The sequence below is a fragment of the Microbacterium sp. R1 genome, assembly GCF_015159725.1.
GTDB lineage: Bacteria > Actinomycetota > Actinomycetes > Actinomycetales > Microbacteriaceae > Microbacterium > Microbacterium oxydans.
Genome location: NZ_JADDUD010000003.1, coordinates 128238 through 148993, shown reverse-complemented (window position 1 = coordinate 148993; position 20756 = coordinate 128238). Strand labels below are relative to the sequence as shown.

13 protein-coding genes are annotated in these 20756 nt (G+C 67.1%); 2 read left to right on the top strand and 11 right to left on the bottom strand.

Features of this window, described 5'->3' with window-relative positions:
- Window positions 1-3: 3 nt before the first annotated feature.
- The gene (locus ILP86_RS14475) at window positions 4-672 is read left to right on the top strand and encodes a hypothetical protein (protein WP_308431948.1); all 669 of its coding nucleotides are present in this window, start codon (window positions 4-6) and stop codon (window positions 670-672) included.
- A gap of 135 nt (window positions 673-807) precedes the next feature.
- On the opposite strand, the gene rpoC is transcribed toward ILP86_RS14475, so the two are convergent.
- The 6 genes from rpoC to ILP86_RS14445 all read right to left on the bottom strand — a co-directional run bounded on the left by rpoC (window position 808) and on the right by ILP86_RS14445 (window position 14043).
- Window positions 808-4683, bottom strand: coding sequence for a DNA-directed RNA polymerase subunit beta' (gene rpoC, locus ILP86_RS14470; protein WP_061017157.1), 3876 nt, complete (start codon window positions 4681-4683; stop codon window positions 808-810).
- A gap of 80 nt (window positions 4684-4763) precedes the next feature.
- Window positions 4764-8267, bottom strand: a complete 3504-nt coding sequence (locus ILP86_RS14465) for a DNA-directed RNA polymerase subunit beta (RefSeq protein ID WP_061017158.1) — start codon at window positions 8265-8267, stop codon at window positions 4764-4766.
- Between the two features lie 299 nt (window positions 8268-8566).
- Window positions 8567-10282, bottom strand: a complete 1716-nt coding sequence (locus ILP86_RS14460; protein WP_227751276.1) for an ABC transporter ATP-binding protein — start codon at window positions 10280-10282, stop codon at window positions 8567-8569.
- On the bottom strand, window positions 10279-11244 hold the full coding sequence (locus ILP86_RS14455) for an ABC transporter permease (protein ID WP_021199008.1): 966 nt from the start codon (window positions 11242-11244) through the stop codon (window positions 10279-10281). The genes ILP86_RS14460 and ILP86_RS14455 overlap by 4 nt, the downstream gene beginning before the upstream one ends.
- A gap of 34 nt (window positions 11245-11278) precedes the next feature.
- Window positions 11279-12283, bottom strand: coding sequence for an ABC transporter permease (locus tag ILP86_RS14450; RefSeq protein ID WP_193762294.1), 1005 nt, complete (start codon window positions 12281-12283; stop codon window positions 11279-11281).
- Between the two features lie 86 nt (window positions 12284-12369).
- Window positions 12370-14043, bottom strand: a complete 1674-nt coding sequence (locus ILP86_RS14445; RefSeq protein ID WP_193762293.1) for an ABC transporter substrate-binding protein — start codon at window positions 14041-14043, stop codon at window positions 12370-12372.
- Between the two features lie 163 nt (window positions 14044-14206).
- Here ILP86_RS14445 and ILP86_RS14440 point away from each other — a divergent pair, with 163 nt between their 5' ends.
- Complete coding sequence (locus ILP86_RS14440) at window positions 14207-15127, top strand: sugar kinase (protein WP_193762292.1); 921 nt, start codon at window positions 14207-14209, stop codon at window positions 15125-15127.
- 64 nt (window positions 15128-15191) lie between these two features.
- Here ILP86_RS14440 and ILP86_RS14435 read toward each other — a convergent pair whose 3' ends face one another.
- From ILP86_RS14435 to ILP86_RS14415, 5 genes are read right to left on the bottom strand one after another with little or no spacing between them, the layout of a single operon-like run.
- Window positions 15192-16058 carry a MurR/RpiR family transcriptional regulator gene (locus ILP86_RS14435; RefSeq protein WP_046747341.1) on the bottom strand — a complete coding sequence of 289 codons (867 nt, stop codon included), beginning with the start codon at window positions 16056-16058 and terminating at the stop codon, window positions 15192-15194.
- A 13-nt stretch (window positions 16059-16071) separates the two neighbouring features.
- Window positions 16072-17604, bottom strand: a complete 1533-nt coding sequence (locus tag ILP86_RS14430) for a glycoside hydrolase family 3 protein (protein WP_179516202.1) — start codon at window positions 17602-17604, stop codon at window positions 16072-16074.
- On the bottom strand, window positions 17601-18434 hold the full coding sequence (locus ILP86_RS14425; RefSeq protein ID WP_017828171.1) for a carbohydrate ABC transporter permease: 834 nt from the start codon (window positions 18432-18434) through the stop codon (window positions 17601-17603). The genes ILP86_RS14430 and ILP86_RS14425 overlap by 4 nt, the downstream gene beginning before the upstream one ends.
- A complete protein-coding gene (locus ILP86_RS14420) occupies window positions 18431-19405 on the bottom strand; it encodes a carbohydrate ABC transporter permease (RefSeq protein ID WP_058630487.1) in 975 nt (324 codons plus the stop codon). Before ILP86_RS14420 ends, ILP86_RS14425 begins: the two co-directional genes overlap by 4 nt.
- Before the next feature lie 15 nt (window positions 19406-19420).
- A complete protein-coding gene (locus tag ILP86_RS14415; protein ID WP_193762291.1) occupies window positions 19421-20710 on the bottom strand; it encodes a sugar ABC transporter substrate-binding protein in 1290 nt (429 codons plus the stop codon).
- Window positions 20711-20756 lie beyond the last annotated feature (46 nt).

Genomic DNA, 20756 nt, shown 5'->3' with positions numbered 1-20756 from the left:
GCGGTGCCGGGACGCCCTGACAACACCGCGATCCTCTCGCGTCCCGACGCCGGAGGGCAGTACGGTGTGGCCATGAACCCCCGCCTCGCCGGCGCCGCCGTGGCCCTCTCGCTCCTCATCGCCCTCACGGCGTGCACTCCGCAAGCCGGCGCGGGAGCAGGGTCCTCGGCGCCCTCAGCAGCGAGCGACGCGCCCAGCCCGGACTCGACCAGCACGGAGGGGCCCGGAACACCCTCCCCCATGCCCACCGCCAAGGCCGTCACGCTCCCGACCGACTGCCGCGCGATCCTGTCGGAATCCGTGCTCGCCGAGCTCGGAGACATCCCGCTCAACGACGCCGCCTTCGGACCCTCGGGCGTGGGTGCGGACGGCGCCCTCACCTGCAATTGGGCCGACCCGCGCGCAGACACCACGAGGCTCACGACCACCATCTCGCGGATGAACCGCGGTCCCGCGCTCGACATGCTCAATGCACTCGCCGACAACGAGGGCTTCTCCTGCTTCACGCCGGACGGCGGCACCCGATGCGAGAAGACCTGGCCCAACGAGCAGTACCCCGTGACGGACGGCCGCACCCTGTTCTGGCGTGACGACGTCATGATCGACACCCGCTACTCGAACCTGGCGCCGACCGGTTACACCTCGAGCATCATCGAGCACATCTTCGACTGACCCCGCCGCGCCCGGAGCCCCGTCGACGGCATGGCGTGAAACCCGGGCACGGAGAAGGCCCCAGGGCGAACCCTGGGGCCTTCTTCGTCACTCAGCACTCAGTTGTGTCGCGACTTCGTCGCTCGACAACCTCAATCAGTTGTAGGTGCCGGGAGTGATGTCGTCCGTCGAGAACGCGTCGAAGTCGACGTAGCCGAAGTCACCATCGGCGTACGCACCGTCGGATGCGAAGATCCGGTTCGGGTAGCGCTCGCTCTTGGCTTCCTCTGTGGCCTCGACCGTGACGTCGCGGTACTTCGAGAGACCGGTTCCGGCGGGGATGAGCTTACCGATGATGACGTTCTCCTTGAGACCGACCAGCGGGTCGCGCTTGCCCTGCATCGCAGCCTCGGTGAGCACGCGGGTCGTCTCCTGGAAGGAGGCGGCCGACAGCCACGACTCGGTCGCGAGCGACGCCTTCGTGATACCCATCAGCTCCGGACGGCCGGACGCGGGGCGCTTGCCCTCTGCCACAGCCTCGCGGTTGATCGACTGGTAGCGCTTGAGGTCGACCATCTCACCCGGGAGCAGGGTCGTGTCGGCGTGATCGACGACGGTGACCTTGCGGAGCATCTGACGGACGATGACCTCGATGTGCTTGTCGTGGATCGGCACACCCTGCGAGCGGTACACGCCCTGGACGCCGCCGACGAGGTAACGCTGCACCTCGCGAGCACCCATGACGCGCATGATCTCCTTGGGGTCGAGCGTGCCCACCAGGATCGGCTGACCGACCGTGACGTGCTGCCCGTCCTCGACGAGAAGCGTGGCACGCTTCAGCACCGGGTAGATGACGGGCTCGTCGCCGCTGTCGGGCGTGAGGATGACCTTCTTGCCCTTGTCGGTCTCGTCGATCGCGATGCGGCCGTCGGCCTCGGCGATCGGCGACGCGCCCTTGGGGGTACGCGCCTCGAAGAGCTCCTGCACGCGGGGCAGACCCTGCGTGATGTCATCCGCCGATGCCGAACCACCCGTGTGGAAGGTACGCATCGTCAGCTGGGTACCGGGCTCACCGATCGACTGGGCCGCGATGATGCCGACGGCCTCGCCGATGTCGACGGTCTTTCCGGTCGCGAGCGAACGGCCGTAGCACTGTGCACACACACCGACGGCGGAGTCGCAGGTCAGGACCGAGCGCACCTTGATGGTCTCGACACCCAGAGCGACGAGCTTGTCGATCAGCACGTCACCGACGTCCTCACCGGCTTCGGCGAGGACCTCGCCCTTGCTGTCGACCACGGCCGAGGCCAGCGTACGGGCGAACACCGAGTTCTCGACGTTCGCGTCGCGCACCAGCTCACCCTGCGAGTTCGGAGCGGCGATCGGGAGCTCGAGGCCCTTCGACGTGCCGCAGTCCTCTTCGCGGATGATGACGTCCTGCGAGACGTCCACCAGACGACGGGTCAGGTAACCCGAGTCGGCGGTACGCAGAGCGGTGTCGGCGAGACCCTTACGGGTACCGTGCGTCGCGATGAAGTACTCCGCAACCGACAGACCCTCGCGGTACGAGGAGATGATCGGACGCGGGATGATCTCACCCTTGGGGTTGTTCACCAGACCACGCATACCGGCGATGTTCCGGATCTGCAGCCAGTTACCACGAGCACCCGACGACACCATGCGGTTGATGGTGTTGTCCTCGGGGAAGTTCGCCTTCATGGCGGCCTGAACCTCGTCGGTGGCCTCGGTCCAGATCTTGATGAGCTCCTGGCGACGCTCAGAGTCGGTCGTCAGACCCTTCTCGTACTGCGACTGGACCTTCGCGGCCTGCTTCTCGTAGCCCGCGACGATCTCCGCCTTGTTCGGCGGCGTGAGGATGTCGCTCAGGGCGACGGTCACACCGGAGCGCGTTGCCCAATAGAAGCCGGCGTCCTTGATGCGGTCCAGCGACGCAGCCGTCTCGACCTTGGGGTACTCCTCGGCCAGCTTGTTGACGATCTGCGACAGCTTGTTCTTGTCAGCCTGCTCGCGGACGAACGGGTAGCCCTTCGGCAGCGTGTCGTTGAAGATCGCCTGACCCAGCGAGGCGTCGACGAGACCGTGACGCTCGTAGCCCTCGGGAGCTTCGCCCTCGAGGAACGTCAGGCCGGGGATGCGGATGCGGATCTTCGCCTGCAGGTCGAGGGAGCCCTCGTCCTTGGCCAGGATCGCCTCGCCCACCGAACCGAATGCACGGCCCTCGCCGGTCGCGCCTTCCTTGACCGTGGTCAGGTGGTGCAGACCGATGATCATGTCCTGCGAAGGCAGGGTGACCGGACGGCCGTCCGACGGCTTCAGGATGTTGTTCGACGCGAGCATCAGCACGCGGGCCTCGGCCTGAGCCTCGACCGACAGGGGCAGGTGGACAGCCATCTGGTCACCGTCGAAGTCGGCGTTGAACGCCGCGCAGACGAGCGGGTGCAGCTGGATGGCCTTGCCCTCGACGAGCTGGGGCTCGAACGCCTGGATGCCCAGACGGTGCAGGGTGGGTGCACGGTTGAGCAGCACCGGACGCTCGCGGATGATCTCCTCGAGCACGTCCCAGACCTCGGGACGGGTGCGCTCGACGGCACGCTTGGCGGCCTTGATGTTCTGCGAGTGACCGAGGTCGATCAGACGCTTGATGACGAACGGCTTGAAGAGCTCCAGAGCCATCTGCTTGGGCAGACCGCACTGGTGCAGCTTGAGCTGCGGGCCGACGATGATGACCGAACGGCCGGAGTAGTCGACACGCTTTCCGAGCAGGTTCTGACGGAAACGACCCTGCTTACCCTTCAGCATGTCGCTGAGCGACTTCAGGGCACGGTTGCCGGTACCGGTGACGGGGCGACCACGGCGACCGTTGTCGAACAGTGCGTCCACGGCCTCCTGCAGCATGCGCTTCTCGTTGTTGACGATGATCTCGGGGGCACCGAGGTCGATCAGACGACGAAGACGGTTGTTGCGGTTGATCACGCGGCGGTACAGGTCGTTCAGGTCGGAGGTCGCGAAGCGGCCACCGTCGAGCTGGACCATCGGGCGCAGCTCCGGCGGGATGACCGGGACGACGTCCAGGACCATCGACGCCGGGCTCATGCCGGTCTCGAGGAACGAGCTGACGACCTTCAGGCGCTTGATCGCACGGATCTTGCGCTGGCCCTTGCCCTCGGAGATCTGCAGACGCAGGTTCTCCGCCTCGGCCTCGAGGTCGAACGCCGCGAGGCGACGCTGGATCGACTCGGCACCCATGTAGGCCTCGAAGTACTGACCGAAGCGGTCCTGCAGCTCGTGGAAGACGTCGTCCTCCGGACGGAGTGCGCCGACCTCGAGCGTGCGGAAGTCCTCCCACACGCGCTCCAGCTTCAGGATCGCCTCGTCGGCACCCTTGCGGATGAGCGACATCTCCTTCTCGGCGGCGTCCTTGACCTTCTTCTTGGCGTCGGCCTTGGCACCCTCCGCCTCGAGAGCAGCGAGCTCCTCCTCCAGCTTGGCCAGGCGCTCCGCGATCTTGGCGTCGCGGCGGTCGCCGAGCGTCTTCAGCTCGAGACGGATGTTGTTCTCCTGCGTGCCCAGGTCGCGGTGACGAGCTTCCTCATCGACCGAGATGACCATGTAGGCGGCGAAGTAGATGACCTTCTCGAGGTCCTTCGGTGCCATGTCGAGCAGGTAGCCCAGGCGCGAGGGCACGCCCTTGAAGTACCAGATGTGGGTGACGGGAGCGGCGAGCTCGATGTGACCCATGCGCTCACGACGGACGGAGCTCTTGGTGACCTCCACGCCGCAGCGCTCGCAGACGATGCCCTTGAAGCGGACGCGCTTGTACTTGCCGCAGGCGCACTCCCAGTCGCGGGACGGGCCGAAGATCTGCTCTCCGAAGAGACCGTCCTTCTCCGGCTTGAGGGTGCGGTAGTTGATGGTTTCGGGCTTCTTGACCTCGCCGTAGGACCACGCGCGGATGTGGTCTGCGGTCGCCAGGCCGATGCGAAGCTCATCGAAAGTTGTGGACTCGAGCACTAGTTCTCCTGTGTCGGAAATTCTTTTTGAGAAGTCTGCTTCGGTGGGCCCGAGACGTGGGTCCCGGGCCCTCCGAAGGATTAGATCTCGTCGATCGAGGCGGCCTCGAAGCGGCTGGAGATGTTGATACCGAGTTCCTCTGCGGCGCGGAACGCCTCATCGTCGGTGTCGCGGAGGTTGACCAGCGTGCCGTCGGCCGAGAGGACCTCGACGTTCAGGCAGAGCGACTGCATCTCCTTCATGAGCACCTTGAAGGACTCGGGGATGCCCGGCTCCTGGATGTTCTCGCCCTTGACGATCGCCTCGTACACCTTGACGCGGCCGAGGATGTCGTCGGACTTGATCGTGAGGAGCTCCTGGAGCGCGTACGCGGCGCCGTAGGCCTCGAGGGCCCACACCTCCATCTCACCGAAGCGCTGTCCACCGAACTGCGCCTTACCACCGAGCGGCTGCTGGGTGATCATCGAGTAGGGACCCGTGGAACGTGCGTGGATCTTGTCGTCGACCAGGTGGTGCAGCTTCAGGATGTACATGTAGCCGACCGAGATCGGGGCCGGGAACGGCTCGCCGGAGCGGCCGTCGAACATCTGGGCCTTTCCGGTGGAGTCGATCAGACGGACACCGTCGCGGGTCGGGATGGTCGCGTCGAGGAGACCTGCGATCTCCTCCTCGCTCGCACCGTCGAACACCGGGGTCGCGACCTTCGTGCCGGGGGCTGCCTCGAAGGCCTGCTCCGGCAGACGCACTGCCCACTCCGGTGTGCCCTCGACCTTCCAGCCCTGCTTCGCGATCCACCCGAGGTGGGTCTCGAGCACCTGGCCGAAGTTCATTCGACCCGGGATGCCGAGCGGGTTCAGGACGATGTCGACCGGGGTGCCGTCCGCCATGAACGGCATGTCCTCGATCGGGAGGATCTTCGCGATGACACCCTTGTTGCCGTGACGGCCGGCGAGCTTGTCACCCTCGGTGATCTTGCGCTTCTGGGCGATGTAGACCACGACGCGGCGGTTGACGCCGGAGCCGAGCTCGTCGTCGCCGTCCTCGGCGTTGAACTCCTTGACCGCGATGATCGTGCCCTGCTCGCCGTGAGGCACCTTCAGGGACGTGTCGCGGACCTCGCGGCTCTTCTCGTTGAAGATCGCGCGGAGCAGACGCTCCTCGGCCGACAGCTCGGTCTCACCCTTCGGCGTGACCTTGCCGACGAGGATGTCGCCGGGGCGGACCTCGGCACCGATGCGGATGATGCCGCGCTCGTCGAGGTCCTTCAGCAGCTCCGGGCTGACGTTGGGGAGGTCACGGGTGATCTCCTCCTTGCCGAGCTTGGTGTCCCGGGCGTCGACCTCGTACTCCTCGATGTGGATCGAGGAGAGGGTGTCGTCCTTCACCAGGTCCTGGCTCAGGATGATCGCGTCCTCGAAGTTGTAGCCCTCCCACGTCATGAACGCGACGAGGAGGTTCTTCCCGAGGGCCAGCTCGCCGTTCTCGGTGGCGGGGCCATCGGCGATGACCTCTCCGACCTCGACGCGCTCACCGGCGTTGACGACGACCTTCTGGTTGTAGGACGTGCCCTGGTTCGAGCGGTCGAACTTGCGCAGGTGGTACTCCTGCGTTCCGCCCTCGTCGAGCATGACCACGACGCGGTCCGCGGAGACCTCGGAGACGACACCGGCCTTCTCGGCGGTGATCACGTCACCGGCGTCGATGGCCGTGTAGCCCTCCATACCGGTTCCGACGAGCGGCGAGTCGCTGCGCAGCAGCGGCACGGCCTGACGCTGCATGTTGGCACCCATGAGGGCGCGCTGCGCATCGTCGTGCTCGAGGAAGGGGACGAGCGAGGTCGCGACGGACACCATCTGGCGCGGCGAGACGTCGATGTAGCCGATGTCCTCGGGGAGGAACATGTCGACCTCGCCGCTGCCGCCCTTCGGGCGTGCCAGGACGTGGCTCTCGACGAAGCGACCCTTGGCATCGAGCGGGGCGTTGGCCTGCGCGATGTTGAAGTCGACCTCTTCGGAAGCCGTCAGGTAGTCGATCTGCTCGGTGACGACACCGTCGACGACCTTGCGGTACGGGGTCTCGATGAAGCCGAACGAGTTGATGCGCGCGAACGTCGCGAGCGCACCGATCAGACCGATGTTCGGGCCTTCAGGAGTCTCGATCGGGCACATGCGGCCGTAGTGCGACGGGTGGACGTCACGGACCTCGACACCGGCGCGGTCACGCGAGAGACCACCGGGGCCGAGCGCGGAGAGACGACGCTTGTTCGTCAGACCCGCGAGCGGGTTGTTCTGGTCCATGAACTGCGACAGCTGCGAGGTTCCGAAGAACTCCTTGATCGCGGCGACGACGGGGCGCACGTTGATCAGGGTCTGCGGCGTGATGGCCTCGATGTCCTGCGTGGTCATGCGCTCGCGGACGACGCGCTCCATGCGGGACAGACCCGTGCGGACCTGGTTCTGGATGAGCTCGCCGACCGCGCGGATGCGACGGTTGCCGAAGTTGTCGATGTCGTCGGTCGCGAGACGGATCTCGGCCTTCTTGCCGCCGCGGATACCGGTGAAGGTCTCCTCGGTGCCGGCGTGCAGACGCACGAGGTACTTGATCGTGGCCACGATGTCCTCGACGGTGAGCACCGACGAGGTCAGCGGCTGGTCGAGGCCCAGCTTGTGGTTGATCTTGTAGCGACCCACCTTGGCGAGGTCGTAGCGCTTCGGGTTGAAGTAGAAGTTGTCGAGAAGCGCACGCGCGGCCTCGGCTGCGACCTGCTCGCCCGGACGGAGCTTGCGGTAGATGTCGCGGAGAGCATCTTCCTTCGTGACGATCGTGTCCTTCGCGAGCGTCTCCTCGATCGAGGTGTAGCCGGCGAACTCGGCCAGGATCTCCTCGCTGGTCATGCCCAGCGCCTTGAGGAAGACCGTGACGGACTGCTTGCGCTTGCGGTCGACACGCACGCCGACCTGGTCGCGCTTGTCGATCTCGAACTCGAGCCATGCACCACGGCTCGGGATGACGCGCGCCGAGACGATGTCCTTGTCACTCGTCTTGTCGGGGGTCTTGTCGAAGTAGACACCCGGCGAGCGCACGAGCTGCGAGACGACGACGCGCTCGGAGCCGTTGATGATGAACGTGCCCTTGTCGGTCTGGAGCGGGAAGTCGCCCATGAAGACCGTCTGGGTCTTGATCTCACCCGTGAGGTGGTTCATGAACTCGGCCTCGACGTACAGCGGAGCGGCGTAGGTCTTGCCACGCTCCTTGCACTCCTCGATCGAGTACTTCTCCGGCTCGAGGTACGGGTTCGTGAACGACAGCTGCATCGTCTCGCCGAGGTCCTCGATCGGAGAGATCTCCTCGAAGATCTCGCCGAGGCCGCTGTTCTCGTTCACGTCGGTACGACCGGCGGCCTTGGCTTCGGCCACGCGCGCCTTCCAGGCGTCGTTGCCGACCAGCCAACCGAAGGACTCGGTCTGCAGGGCGAGAAGGTCAGGGACCGTCAGCGTGTCGGAGATCTTGGCGAACGAAAGACGGGAAGCTCCGCGTCCGTTCTTGGTGGTGGTGGATGTGGATGCGTTGCGAGCAGCAGCCAAGGGAATAACCTCCGTGAGCCCCGCAGGGCTTCTCGATTCCTTTGTCGTCAGGTGGAGTGTGCGCCCGGGAACTCAACAGATGCCGACCACCATATGAGGGCAGGGAGAAGCGAGCGCAACTACCAACTATACGCACGATTCTGCGACATGGCAAGCGCAATCCTTGACCAATCTTCGAACCTGCGGTATTGGCACCCCGCCGGAGTCGTCCACACCCACCGTCAGCGCCGAGACCCATCGCCGCAGACGTCTGCGGCGATGGGTCTCGGCGGGCGGGATGGGTGTCGGCGAACGGGGCCTCAGGAGGCGATGTTCAGCTCGTTGCCCGGGATCGACGCCAGCAGACGCCTCGTGTAGGGGTCGCGCGGGTTCGTGAAGATCTCCTCCGAGGTCGCGGCCTCCACCAGCTTCCCGTCTTTCATGACGCACACGTAGTCGCTGATCAGGCGCACCACCGCGAGGTCGTGCGAGATGAACAGGTAGCTCAGGCCGTACTCGCTCTGCAGGTCGCCGAGCAGCTTCAGGATCTGATCCTGCACGAGCACGTCGAGCGCCGACACGGGCTCGTCGCACACGATCAGATCGGGCGAGAGCGCGAGCGCACGGGCGATCGCGACGCGCTGCCGCTGACCGCCTGAGAGCTCGGACGGGTAGCGACGCAGCATCGACTGCGGCAGCGCCACGTCGTCGAGCAGTTGCCGCACGCGCTTGCGACGATCCGCAGTGCTCCCCCGCTTGTAGAACTCCAACGGTTCGGCGATCAGCCGCTCGATCGTGAACATCGGGTTCAGGCTCGAGTACGGGTCCTGGAAGATGGGCTGCACCCGCTGGCGGAAGTCCTTCGTCTCCGCCCGGCTCAGCGACGCGATGTCCTTGCCCTCGTAGCGGATCAGCCCGCTCGTGGGCTCGATCACCTTGAGCAGCATCCGCGCGGTCGTGGTCTTGCCCGAACCGGACTCCCCCACGATCGCGACCGTCTCCCCGCGCGGGATCACCAGCGACACGTCGTCGACCGCGACGAAGTCCTCCCCACGGCCGCGTACCGGGTAGACCTTGGTGAGGTTCTCGATCTCGACGATGTTGCCCTTCGACGAGCCCTGGGAGCCGGGAACCCCGGGGGTCGCTGATCCTGTCGAAGCGTCCGTCGCCGAGTCCACCGGCTCCTGCACCCGGAACGCCTCCGGCCGCAGACGGGCCGCCGCCACCGAGGGTGCCGCCTTCACGAGCGACTGCGTGTACGGATGCTGCGGATCCTCCAGGATCTGCCGGGCATCGCCCTGCTCCACGACCTTGCCGCGGTGCATCACGATCACCCGTTCCGCGCGCTCGGCAGCGAGTCCCAGGTCGTGGGTGATGAGCAGCACCGCCGTTCCCAGCTCGCGCGTCATCTGCCCGATCTGATCGAGGATGGTCTGCTGCACGGTGACGTCGAGGGCGCTGGTGGGCTCGTCGGCGATCAGCAGGCGCGGCTTGCAGGCCAGACCGATCGCGATGAGCGCCCGCTGGCGCATGCCTCCGGAAAACTCGTGCGGGTACTGCTTCGCCCGCCGCTCCGGATCGGGGAGCCCGGCGGCGGTCAGCGCCTCGACCACCTTCTCCTGCACGTTCTGCCGGGTGGCGAGCCCGTGCGCGAGCAGCGTCTCGGCCACCTGGGTGCCGATCTTCGCGACCGGGTTCAGGTTCGACATCGGGTCCTGCGGCACGAGGCCGATGTCGCGGCCGCGGATCGTGCGCAGTTCGTTCTCCGGCGCTCGGGAGATCTCCTTCCCGTCGAGGCGGATGCTGCCGGAGGCGATCCGGCCTCCCCCGGCGAGCAACCCGATGATGGCCATCGCGGTGGTGGATTTGCCCGAACCGGACTCTCCCACGATCGCGACCGTCTCACCGGGACGGATCTCGAGGTCGACGCCCTCGACCGCGTGCACGACGCCGTCCATGGTGGCGAAGTCCACGGCGAGGCCCTGGACCGACAGCAACGGCTCGGTCGACATCTGCTTCTCCTTCGCGACGCTCATCGCGCCCTCGTCCGTGGGTCCATCGCTTCGCGCAGCGCCTCACCCAGCAGGGTGAAGCCGAGCGCCGTGACGGCGATGCAGATGCCGGGCAGGAAGGCGAGCCAGGGTGCGATAGCGAGCTCGGCCTGTGCGTAGGTGAGCATGCGCCCCCACTCGGCCGTCTCCGGGCGTCCGCCGCCGAGTCCGAGGAACGACAGGGCCGCCGCATCGATCACGGCGGTGGCGAGCGTCAGGGTCCCCTGCACGATCACGGGGCCGATAGCGTTGGGCAGCACGTGCGACATGGTGATCTTGCCGCGGCCGAGACCGAGCGTCTGCGCCGAGAGCACGTAGTCGCTGGAGCGCTGCTGCAACATGGATGCGCGCAGCAGCCGCGCGAAGATCGGCACCTGCGAGGCCCCGATCGCGATCATGATCGCGAACGGGGTCTGCCCGAGGATCGCGGCGATCGAGACCGCCAACAGCAGGTTCGGCACCGACAGGATGATGTCGACGATGCGCATGATGAGCGTGTCCACCCATCCGCCGAACGTGCCGGCGAGCAACCCGAGGATCATGCCGCCGACCAGGCCCATCGCGGTGGAGATGACACCGATCATGAGCGACGCCTGCGCACCCCAGATGAGCTTGGACAGTACGTCGCCGCCGAAGCGGTCGAGGCCCAGCGGGAACTGCGGCAGCTCCCCCGGCCCCGGGATGTAGGTCGGCGTGATGTACTTCGCGCCGGGCAGCGCCGTCTCCGGGTAGGGAGCGATCAGAGGTGCGAGAGCGGCGATGAGCAGGAACGCCACCACGATGGCCGCGCCGATCCATGCCGTCGGATTGCGGCGGAGGCGGCGGAACACATCCCGCCAGAAGCCGCCGGAGCCGTTCTTCAGGTCGGCCTGGGCGATGGCGACGGTGTCGATGCTGCCGCCGCTCTCCGCCGAGGGACCTTGGGCGGGCGGGAGTGCGATGGTCATGCGACCGCCTCCTTTCGGACGATGGAGAGGGACATCACTGGACCCTCACTCTCGGGTCGATGAAGCTGTAGGAGACGTCGACCGCCAGGTTGATCAGCGCATACGCGATCGCGATGAAGATGATGAACCCCTGGAGGACGGGGAAGTCCCTGGTGAAGATCGCCCTCGCCAGGAACGAGCCGATGCCCGGGAAGGCGAACACCGTCTCGGTGAGCACCGCCCCGGATATCAGCAGCCCGGTCTGCAGGCCGATCGTGGTGATCACCGGGAGCATGGCGTTGCGCAGGATGAAGCGGTTGCGCAGCGTCGGCGCACCGACGCCCTTGGCCCGACCGGTGCGCACGTAGTCCGCGTTCTGCACCTCCAGGACACTGGCCCTGGTGATGCGGACGATGATCGCGAGCGGGATCGTACCCAGCGCGAGCGCCGGGAGGATCAGGTGCAGGATCGCATCCCATGCGGCATCGAACTCTCCGGTGATAATGCCGTCCCACACATAGAACCCGGTGGGATGGGTCGCGTCTATTCGTGGATTCTGTCGTCCGTCCGACGGCAGCCAGCCCAGCTGCACCGCGAAGACGTACTTCAGGATGAAGGCGAGGAAGAACACCGGGATGGTGATGCCGACCAGGCTCAGCACCACGGATGCGTGGTCGGTGAACTTGCCGTGGCGGCGGGCGGCCCAGTATCCGAGCGGGATGCCGATGCCGACCGCGAAGATGAGCGCCATCACGCTGAGCTCGAGCGTCGCGGGGAAGCGCCGCATGAACTCCTCGGTGACCGGACGGTTGGTCTGGATGGAGGTTCCGAAGTCTCCTTGGAGGAGCCGCCCGATCCAGATGAAGTACTGCTCGATGAGCGGCTTGTCGAAGCCGTAGAGCTCGTTGACTCTGGCGACGGCCTCGGGTGTGGCCTTCTCGCCGAGCAGGGCGACCGCGGGGCCGCCGGGAAGGGCCCTGACCCAGGCGAACAGCAGGATGCTGAGCCCGAACAGGGTGGGGATGAGGAACAGCAGTCGCCTGCCGATGGTGCGCAGCACGAAGATCTCCGTCGATCAGAAGGTACGTCGTTCCCCGGTCCCGCCGAACGGGTGGGACCGGGGAACGACGTATCAAGTGGTCAGGCCTACTTGGTGAGGACGATGTCCGTGAAGACCTCGTCGTTCACCGGGCTGGCGGGGTAGCTCTTCACGCGCGGGTCGAACGCCAGGGTCGGTGCCGGGTGCGCGAGCGGAACACCGGGGATGAACTGGGCGACCATCTCGTTGATCTCCTCGTACAGCGCCGTCTGGTCCTCGAGGTTCGAGACGCCGCGCGCCTCGTTCAGCTTCTGGAACAGCTCGGGGTTGTCGAAGCCCCACTCGGAGCTCTGCTGGCCGAAGAAGACGCCGACGAAGTTGTCGGTGTCGTTGTAGTCACCGGTCCAGCCGAGCAGGTGGATGCCGTGGTCCGAGGTGCCGGTGGTGCGGTCGAGGTATTCGACCCACTCCTCCGAGACCGGGGTGGTCTCGACGCCGACCTCTGACAGCTGCGACGACAGCACGGTGAAGATCTGCTCGGGGTCCGGCATGTACGGACGCGAGACGTTGACCGGGTAGTTGAAGGTGAGCTTCAGCGGGTTCGCCTCGGTGTAGCCCGCCTCGGCCAGCAGCGACTTCGCCTTCTCGGGGTCGTAGTCGTAGGTCGTGACATCGGGGTTGTAGCCGTTGACGACCTCGGGGACGAACTCGATGGCCTTCTGCGTGCCCTCCGGCAGCACCTGGCTGATCAGCGCGTCCTTGTCGACCGCGTACGAGAGCGCCTCACGCACCTTCGGGTCCTGCAGCTCCGGCACCGCCTGGTTGAAGGCGAGGTACAGGATCGTGAACGGCGGGCGCGACACCATGGTGAAGCCGTCGTCCTCGAGAGCCTTGGTGTCGGCCGGTCCGACGAGGTCGTAGCCGTCGATCGAGCCGGATTCGAGCGCCTGGCGGCGTGCGGTCGGGTCGTCGATCGTGCGGAAGATGATCTCGTCGATCTGCCCCTTCTCGCCCCAGTACCCGTCGTAGGACTTGAGCGTGACCTGCTCGCCCGGTGCCCACTCGTCGAAGGCGTAGGGGCCGGTGCCGACCGGGTGGCCCATGGCGTACTCGGACAGCTGCGGGGCCTCGGCGGAACCGCTGACCTCATCCGCACCGAACTCCTGCATCGCCGAGGGGCTCTGCATGGCGAAGGCCGGGAGCGAGAGCGAGGCGACGAAGCCGGCGAACGGCTTGTTGAGCTCGATCGTCACCGAGTTCTCGCCGTCGGGGGTGCAGGACTTGTAGACGGCGTCGGCCGCGTTGGAGGCGTACCCCTTGAAGAGCTTGTTGTAGTAGTACCCGAAGGCTTCGGAAGCCGCGAGACCGCTCCAGTTGAACCAGCGGTCGAAGTTCACGCAGACGGCCTCGGCGTTGAACGGCGTGCCGTCCTGGAACGTGACGTCCTTCTTCAGCTCGAAGGTGTGCGACATGCCGTCTTCAGACGATTCCCACGACTCGGCGAGCAGCGGTGCCGGGTCGGCGGTGCCGGGCTCGGTGCCGACGAGACCCTCGAAGATCTGGCGCGAGACGCGGAAGCTCTCGCCGTCCTGCGCGAAGGCGGGGTCGAGGCTCGCCGGGTCCGAGGACGCAGCGAACACGAACGTCCCGTCGACGTCGCCCGATCCTTCCGAGCCCTCGTCGCCACGCTCACTGGCGACGCAGCCGGCGAGCGCGAGCGCCGCGATCGTGGCTCCGGTTACGGCGATGAGTCCTCGCCGACGCTTGACTGATTGGTGCATTGTGTGACCTTCCCTGTCGGGCGCTTCTTTGCGCGTCCCGAGGCTTCCTCGCCTCGGTGACGGTGATGACTCGACGGTACCCAGCAGATCCTCAGATACCAAACGCATCCAGGTTGCAATCCGATATCGGCGGGACCGGCATCGATCCGGTAGTGTCCAGATCGTGCCAGACACCACTCCGCTCGCCGTCTGCTTCGGAGAGGGCATGGTCGCCCTCGTCGCCGCCACCGCGGGTCCGCTCGAGGACTGCCGGACCTTCCACCGCTCCCTCGCCGGGGCGGAGTGGAACACCGCGATCGCTCTGGCGTCGGCAGGTGTGCGCACGTCGGTCCTCTCCCGCGTCGGTGACGACGGCTTCGGGCGCTTCCTCACCGCTGAGCTGCGCGCCCACGGCGTCGACGACTCCGCGGTCGAGGTCGACGGCGACGCACCCACCGGGCTTTACGTGAAGGAGCTGTCGGCACGGGAGGACGGTGCCGTCGACGGCACCATGCACTACTACCGTGCCGGGTCGGCCGCCGCGTCCCTGTCGCCCCGGACGCTCACGACGCCGGTGGCATCCGCACTCCTCGGCGATGCGGCGCTCGTGCACACCTCGGGGATCACACCCGCGTTGTCGGCGTCAGCCCTCGCCGCCCAGGAAGCGCTGTTCACGGAGCGACGCCCCGGCCGCCTGCTCAGCTTCGATGTGAACTGGCGACCCGCGCTCTGGCTCGGTCGCGAGGCCGAGGGCCGCAGGATCGTCGCGGACTTCGCATCCCGCGCCGACATCGTGTTCTGCACCCGACCCGACGCGGAGGCCGTGTTCGGCACGAGCGAGCCGCAGCGGATCCGCGCCCTGTTCCCCCACCCGCGCCATCTGCTCATCACCGACGCGAGCGGTGCCGTGGCGTTCGACGGCACCGAGACCGCCGAGAGCGACGCGCTCGACGCGCCCGTGGTGGAGACCATCGGCGCAGGCGATGCCTTCGCGGCCGGCTTCCTCACCGGGGTCCTCACCGGCCTCTCGCTGACGGGGAGCCTCGCGCGCGGACATCGCATCGCGACCCGCGCCCTGGTCAGCACCCGCGACCACGTCGACTGAGCCTTCTCGAGCCTGCCTTCTCGCACCGGTGCTTCTCGCCGGGCCTCAGCTGCGACGCCGGGCCTCAGCTGCGACGGCGCGCCGGGACCGCGTCGTGAGTGCGCTGCAGCGAGACGGCGACCGGCTCCCCGCGGTGCTGCACGACCCGCACGAAGAGCACATCGACGAGCGCGAGCTGTGCGATGCGGCTCGACATCGCGGCCATCCGGAACGGGGATTCGTGCGCGTGCGTGAGCAGCACGACATCGGCCGCCAGTGCCACAGGCGAGTCCGCAGCGCTGGTGACCGCGACCGCGAGCGCACCGGCGTCGCGGGCGACCTCGAGGGCACGCAGTGTCTCGGTGGTCTCGCCGCCATGGGAGAAGGCGATCGCCACGTCGGCGGCACTGCGCAGCGAAGCCGTCGTGACCGCGAGGTGCGGGTCGGCCGAGTGCGAGACGGAGCAGCCGATGCGCGACAGCTTCAGCTGCAGGTCCTGCGCCGTCAGCGATGACGCGGCCTGGCCGAAGAGATCGATGTGCCGGGCATCGACGACCGCACGGGCGACCCTGTCGAGCGCGGCCGCGTCGAGGGCGAGCGCGGTCTTCTCGATCGCGTCGATCTCCTGGGCGGCGAGCTTGGCGGCGATCGCGCTCGGACCGTCGTCGGGGTCGATCGCGGTGGTGTCCAGACCGAACCGTGCCTGCTGCGCCTGCTCCAGGGTGATCGCGCGGGCGACCGCGACCCTGAGTTCGCGGTAGCCGCTGTATCCGAGGGACTGGGCGTAGCGGGCGACCGTCGAGAGCGAGGTCTGACAGAGCTGGGCGAGGTCGTTGATCGCCAGGTCGACGACCAGGGTCGGGTCGCCCAGGATCTTCTCCGCGACGCGCGCCTCTGCGGCGCTCACCTTGGGAAGGGAGCGCCGCACCAGAGCGAGAACGTCATCGTCCATGGAGGGTCCTGTCTCAGCCGGCGCTGGTCATCCTCTGCTGCGCCGTGAAGCGTCCGAGGAGTGCTTCACGCGCCGTCTGGGCACCGAGCCTACTGGCTGCGGCGACCTCCACGGTCGGCAGGGGCAACGGCTGCGCCGTCGGAAGCCCCACGTTGACGACCACAGCGTGCGGATCGCGCACGGCAGCACGTTCGACGAGTGCCCGCTGCGCGGCGTCGGTGTCCGGCCGGTCGATCAGGAGCACGGTCGTCGCGGAGGCTGTGGCCGCCGCGGCCGCCATCTCGTCGAGCACCCGGTCCTGCTCGGACAGCGGCGCGGACGCCACGTCGAGACGCACGCGCAGGCCCTCCTCCGCGAGCGCACTCGCGACGTACGAACCCGCGCTGTCGACCGCCAGTGTCGATCGGCGTCGCGCATCGATGACGGCGAGCTCCGTCGACACCTCGGGAGTACCTCCGGAGATCGTCACCATTCGGCGCAGGATCCCGGCGGCGTCGAAGTCGCCTGTGGGCTCCTGCGTGGCTTCTACCGCGGCCGCAGCGGAGCGGAGCTTGGTCGCGAGCGCAGCGACCCTGGCTGCTGCCTCCTCGACGCGCTCACGCGGGAGCGAGCCGTCGCGGAGAGCCGCGACGATCCCGTCTCTCGCCGCGCGGAAGTCCTGCTCGTCCTGGTCGGGCAGAGCCGCATCGCCCGGGTTGGTCGGGTTTCCGATGCACAGGAGGTCGGCTCCGGCGGCGAGGGCCATGGCCGCTCCCCCGCCGAGTCCGACCGTCTCGCGGATGGCCGCCATGTCGAGAGCATCGGTGATGATGACGCCGTCGTAGCCCCAGTCACGCAGCATGCCGAGCACACGCGGATTGAGGGTGGCCGGCTGCTCGCCCCAAGCCGGGACCACGATGTGAGCGGTCATGACGGCATCGACGCCCGCATCGATCGCCGCGCGGAACGGCTCCAGATGCACACGCTCGAACTCCTCGAGGTCGAGCGTGATCTCGGGAAGCGAGTGGTGCGAGTCCATGTGGGTGTCGCCGTGACCCGGGAAGTGCTTCACGCACGCCGCGACCGCGCCGTCCTGGATGCCGTCGATCGTCGCGACCACGTGCCGGGAGACGAGCGCCTCGTCGTCACCGAACGCGCGAACGCCGATGACCGGGTTGCGGGGGTCGGTGTTCACGTCGGCGACCGGACCGAGCACGACGTTGGCGCCGACCGCACGCACACGACGTGCCAACTCCGCTCCGGTCTCCTCCGAGGCGACGAGATCGTCGAGCAGGCCGAGCTGCGCGGCACCGGGAACCGTCGACCCGGTGGCGGACTCGAGCCGGGTGACGCTGCCGCCCTCCTCGTCGATGCCGATCAGGGCATTCGGGTTCGCGTCGAGGATCTGGGCGCTCAACGCAGGCAGGCCCTCTCCGACGTTCTGCCCGAAGTACACGACTCCGGCCAGTCCATCACGCAGTTCGTCGCGCAGCCACGCGGGCGCCTCGGTGCCGAAGAAGCCCGGCCACAGCACGCCGTTCGCGAGACGTTCGAGCTCGTCGGTCATCCCTTCACCGCTCCTGCCACCATGCCGGAGGCGAGCTTGCGCTGCACCAGCACGAAGAAGATCATGACGGGCACCGTGATGATGGTCGACGCGGCCATGATGCTGCCCCAGTCGTTGGAGTGCAGGCCGAAGAACGACTTCAGACCGATCGAGACCGTGTACTGGTCGGTCTGCGCACCCAGGATGGTCATCGCGAAGATGAACTCGTTCCATGCGGTGATGAAGCTGAAGATGCTCGTGGCGACGAGGCCCGGCATGACCAGCGGCAGCAGCACCGAGCGGAACATCCGCCACCAGCTCGCACCGTCGATGTAGGCAGCCTCTTCGAGCTCGACGGGAACGGCGGCGACGAAGCCGCGGAGCATCCAGATGCCGAAGGCGAGGGAGAGCGCGACGTAGACGACCATCAGGCCGAGGATGCTGTTGAGCAGACCGAGGCTCTTGACCTGCAGGAACAGCGGGATGACGAGCGCTTCGAGCGGCACCATCTGCACGATCAGGATCATCATCAGGATCGTGGTGCGGAACTTGAACTTGAAGCGTGCAACCGCGACCGCGGCGAGCAGGCACACCAGAGCGCTCACGAGCACCGTGACGAGCGCCACGATCGCCGAGTTGCGCAGGTACGTGCCGAATCCGCCGTCGGTGAGCACGAAGGCGAAGTTGTCCCACGTGAACTCCTGCGGGAGGAGCGACTGTCCACCGCTGGACGCCTTGCCGTCGAAGGCGCTGGAGACCATCCAGTAGACGGGGAAGAGGGTGAAGATCAGGACGGCGGCGACCGCGATCCCGATTCCGATGCGGGAGCGGAGCCTCGGACGCGGGTTCACAGCTCGTCCTCCTTCATGAGGGAGCGGATGTAGACGATCGTGATGCCGATCAGCACCAGCGTGAGCAGCACGGCGAGAGCCGCACCGAAGCCGTACCGGTTCTGGCCGAAGGACTCCACGTACGACCAGACGCCGAGGTTCAGCACCTGACGGTTGCCACCGCCACCACCGGGCATGAGGTACACCTGCGCGAAGACCTTGAAGTCCCAGATGGTGGAGAGGATGATCACGACCGAGAACACGGGCTTGAGCGTGGGGAAGATGATCTTCCAGAACCGGCGCCAGGCGCCCGCGCCGTCGAGCGCTGCGGCTTCGAGCATCTCCTTCGAGACGCCCAGCAGGCCGGCGAGCACCGTGATGGCGACGAACGGGAAGCCGTGGTGTACGACGTTGAGGAGCACGATGGCGTAGAACGACCACTGGTTCGTGAACCAGTTCACGGGATCGTCCATCAGGCCGAGGTCGCGCAGGACGGTGTTGAAGATGCCGCGGTCGGCATCGAAGATGAAGGTCCAGACATACGTGCCGGTCACCGCGGGCATCGCCCACGCGACCATGATGCAGCTGGAGACGATGACGCGCCAGGTGGTGCCCAGCCGCGCGAGCAGCAGCGCCACGAGCGTGCCGACGGCGACCGTGACGAACACGGCCACGGCGGCGAACCCGACGGTGTTCGGCAGCACCACCGTCCAGAGAGTCGGGTTGGTGAGCGCCTCGACGTAGTTGTCGAGACCGATCCAGTTGTTCTCCCCGGTGTTGATCTCGCGCAGACCGTAGTCCTGCAGCGAGTAGATGAACACCTGGATGAGCGGCCAGAGCATGAGCACCGCGAGGATGGCCAGCCCGGGCGCGAGAAGGAGCCAGGGGCGGGCCGCGACGATCGAGAGACCGCGTCGCTTCCGGCCGCCGGCCACGGGAGCGGAGGGGGACTCCGCTTCCGTGGCCGGCAGTGGCGCTTGCACCATCGACATGGAAGGAATGCTTCCTTACTTCTGGTTGAGGAGTTCGGTCATCTCGGCGGCGGCGTCCTTCGTCGCGGTCGCGACGTCCTTCTGCCCGCTGAGGATGGCCTGGATCATGGAGTTGGTCGTCTTCTTCGCCTGCACGGCGCCGAAGTTCGGGGTGACCGGGACGGATGCGCCACCGTCGACCATCTGCTCGGCGAACGGTGCGACCAGCGGGTCGGTCGAGGCCAGCGCCTCTTCCATCGCGGACTGGACGCCCGGGAAGTAGCCGGTCTCGTTCGACCACTGCTCGGCGAACTCGCCGGTGGTCATGAGCTTGACGAACTCCCACGCGAGGTCGGCGTTCTTGGTCGTGTTGAACACGGAGAGGTGTGATCCGCCGAGCACGGACGGAGCGATACCGCCGTCCTCACCCGGGATGACGGCTGCGCCGATCTTGCCCTCGAGGTCGGGGTTCGCCTCGATGAGCGACTTCGGCGTCCAGGAGCCCGAGAGCATCATGGCGACGTTTCCCTGCGTGAATGCGTCACGCAGATCGGTCTCCTTCCAGGTGGTGGCACCTGCGGAGGAGAAGCCGTGCTCGGTGGCCAGGCCCGTGTAGAACTCGATGCCGGCCTGCGACTGCGTGCTGTCGAGCTCGCTCGTCCAGGTCTTGCCGTCCTTCGTGGCGATCTCGCCGCCGGCGCCCCAGACCCAGGGGTAGACCTGGAACTCGGCGTCACCGGGAACCGGGAAGGGGAGCATGTCGGGCTTGGCAGCCTTGATGGCGTCACCCGCGGCGACGATGTCGTCCCACGTCTTCGGAGCCTCGAGACCGAGCTCCTCGAACACGTCGGCGCGGTAGACCAGCGAGCGGACACCCGCGTACCACGGCATGCCGTACAGCTCGCCGTCGTAGGTGCCGGCGACTTCGAGGCCCTCGACGAGGTCGTCGCGGAGGCCCTTCTCGGCGTCGACGTACTCATCGAGCGGCTCGAGCGCGCCGGCGTCGGCGAACTCCGCGGTCCAGGTGGTGCCGGTCTCGGCGATGTCGGGGGTCGTGCCACCGGCGATGGAGGTCACGAAGCGGTCGTGGGCGTCGGCCCACTGGATCTCCTCGATCTTGACCGTCGCGCCGGTCTCCTTCTCGAAGGCGTCGGACACCTTGTCGTAGAAGGCGGAGGCGTCGGGGTTGGTGCCCTTCATGATCCAGACGGTGAGCTCCTGGCCCTTGCCGTCGGTGGAGCCGGTGTCGCTGCCGCCGGCGCAACCGGCGAGGGCGAGCGTGGTCACGGCGCCGAGCGCCACGGCCGAGAGAATGCGCTTGTGCATTGCGGGGATCTCCTCTTTGAAAAGTCCTGGCAAGCATTGGGTACTC

What these genes read in the sequence shown, in the direction of transcription:
- ILP86_RS14460 (WP_227751276.1), bottom strand. Translation starts at nt 10,282, where the DNA reads ATGAGCGTCGCGAAGGAGAAGCAGATGTCGACCGAGCCGTTGCTGTCG.
- ILP86_RS14455 (WP_021199008.1), bottom strand. Translation starts at nt 11,244, where the DNA reads ATGACCATCGCACTCCCGCCCGCCCAAGGTCCCTCGGCGGAGAGCGGC.
- ILP86_RS14445 (WP_193762293.1), bottom strand. Translation starts at nt 14,043, where the DNA reads ATGCACCAATCAGTCAAGCGTCGGCGAGGACTCATCGCCGTAACCGGA.
- ILP86_RS14435 (WP_046747341.1), bottom strand. Translation starts at nt 16,058, where the DNA reads ATGGACGATGACGTTCTCGCTCTGGTGCGGCGCTCCCTTCCCAAGGTG.
- ILP86_RS14430 (WP_179516202.1), bottom strand. Translation starts at nt 17,604, where the DNA reads ATGACCGACGAGCTCGAACGTCTCGCGAACGGCGTGCTGTGGCCGGGC.
- ILP86_RS14420 (WP_058630487.1), bottom strand. Translation starts at nt 19,405, where the DNA reads ATGTCGATGGTGCAAGCGCCACTGCCGGCCACGGAAGCGGAGTCCCCC.
- ILP86_RS14415 (WP_193762291.1), bottom strand. Translation starts at nt 20,710, where the DNA reads ATGCACAAGCGCATTCTCTCGGCCGTGGCGCTCGGCGCCGTGACCACG.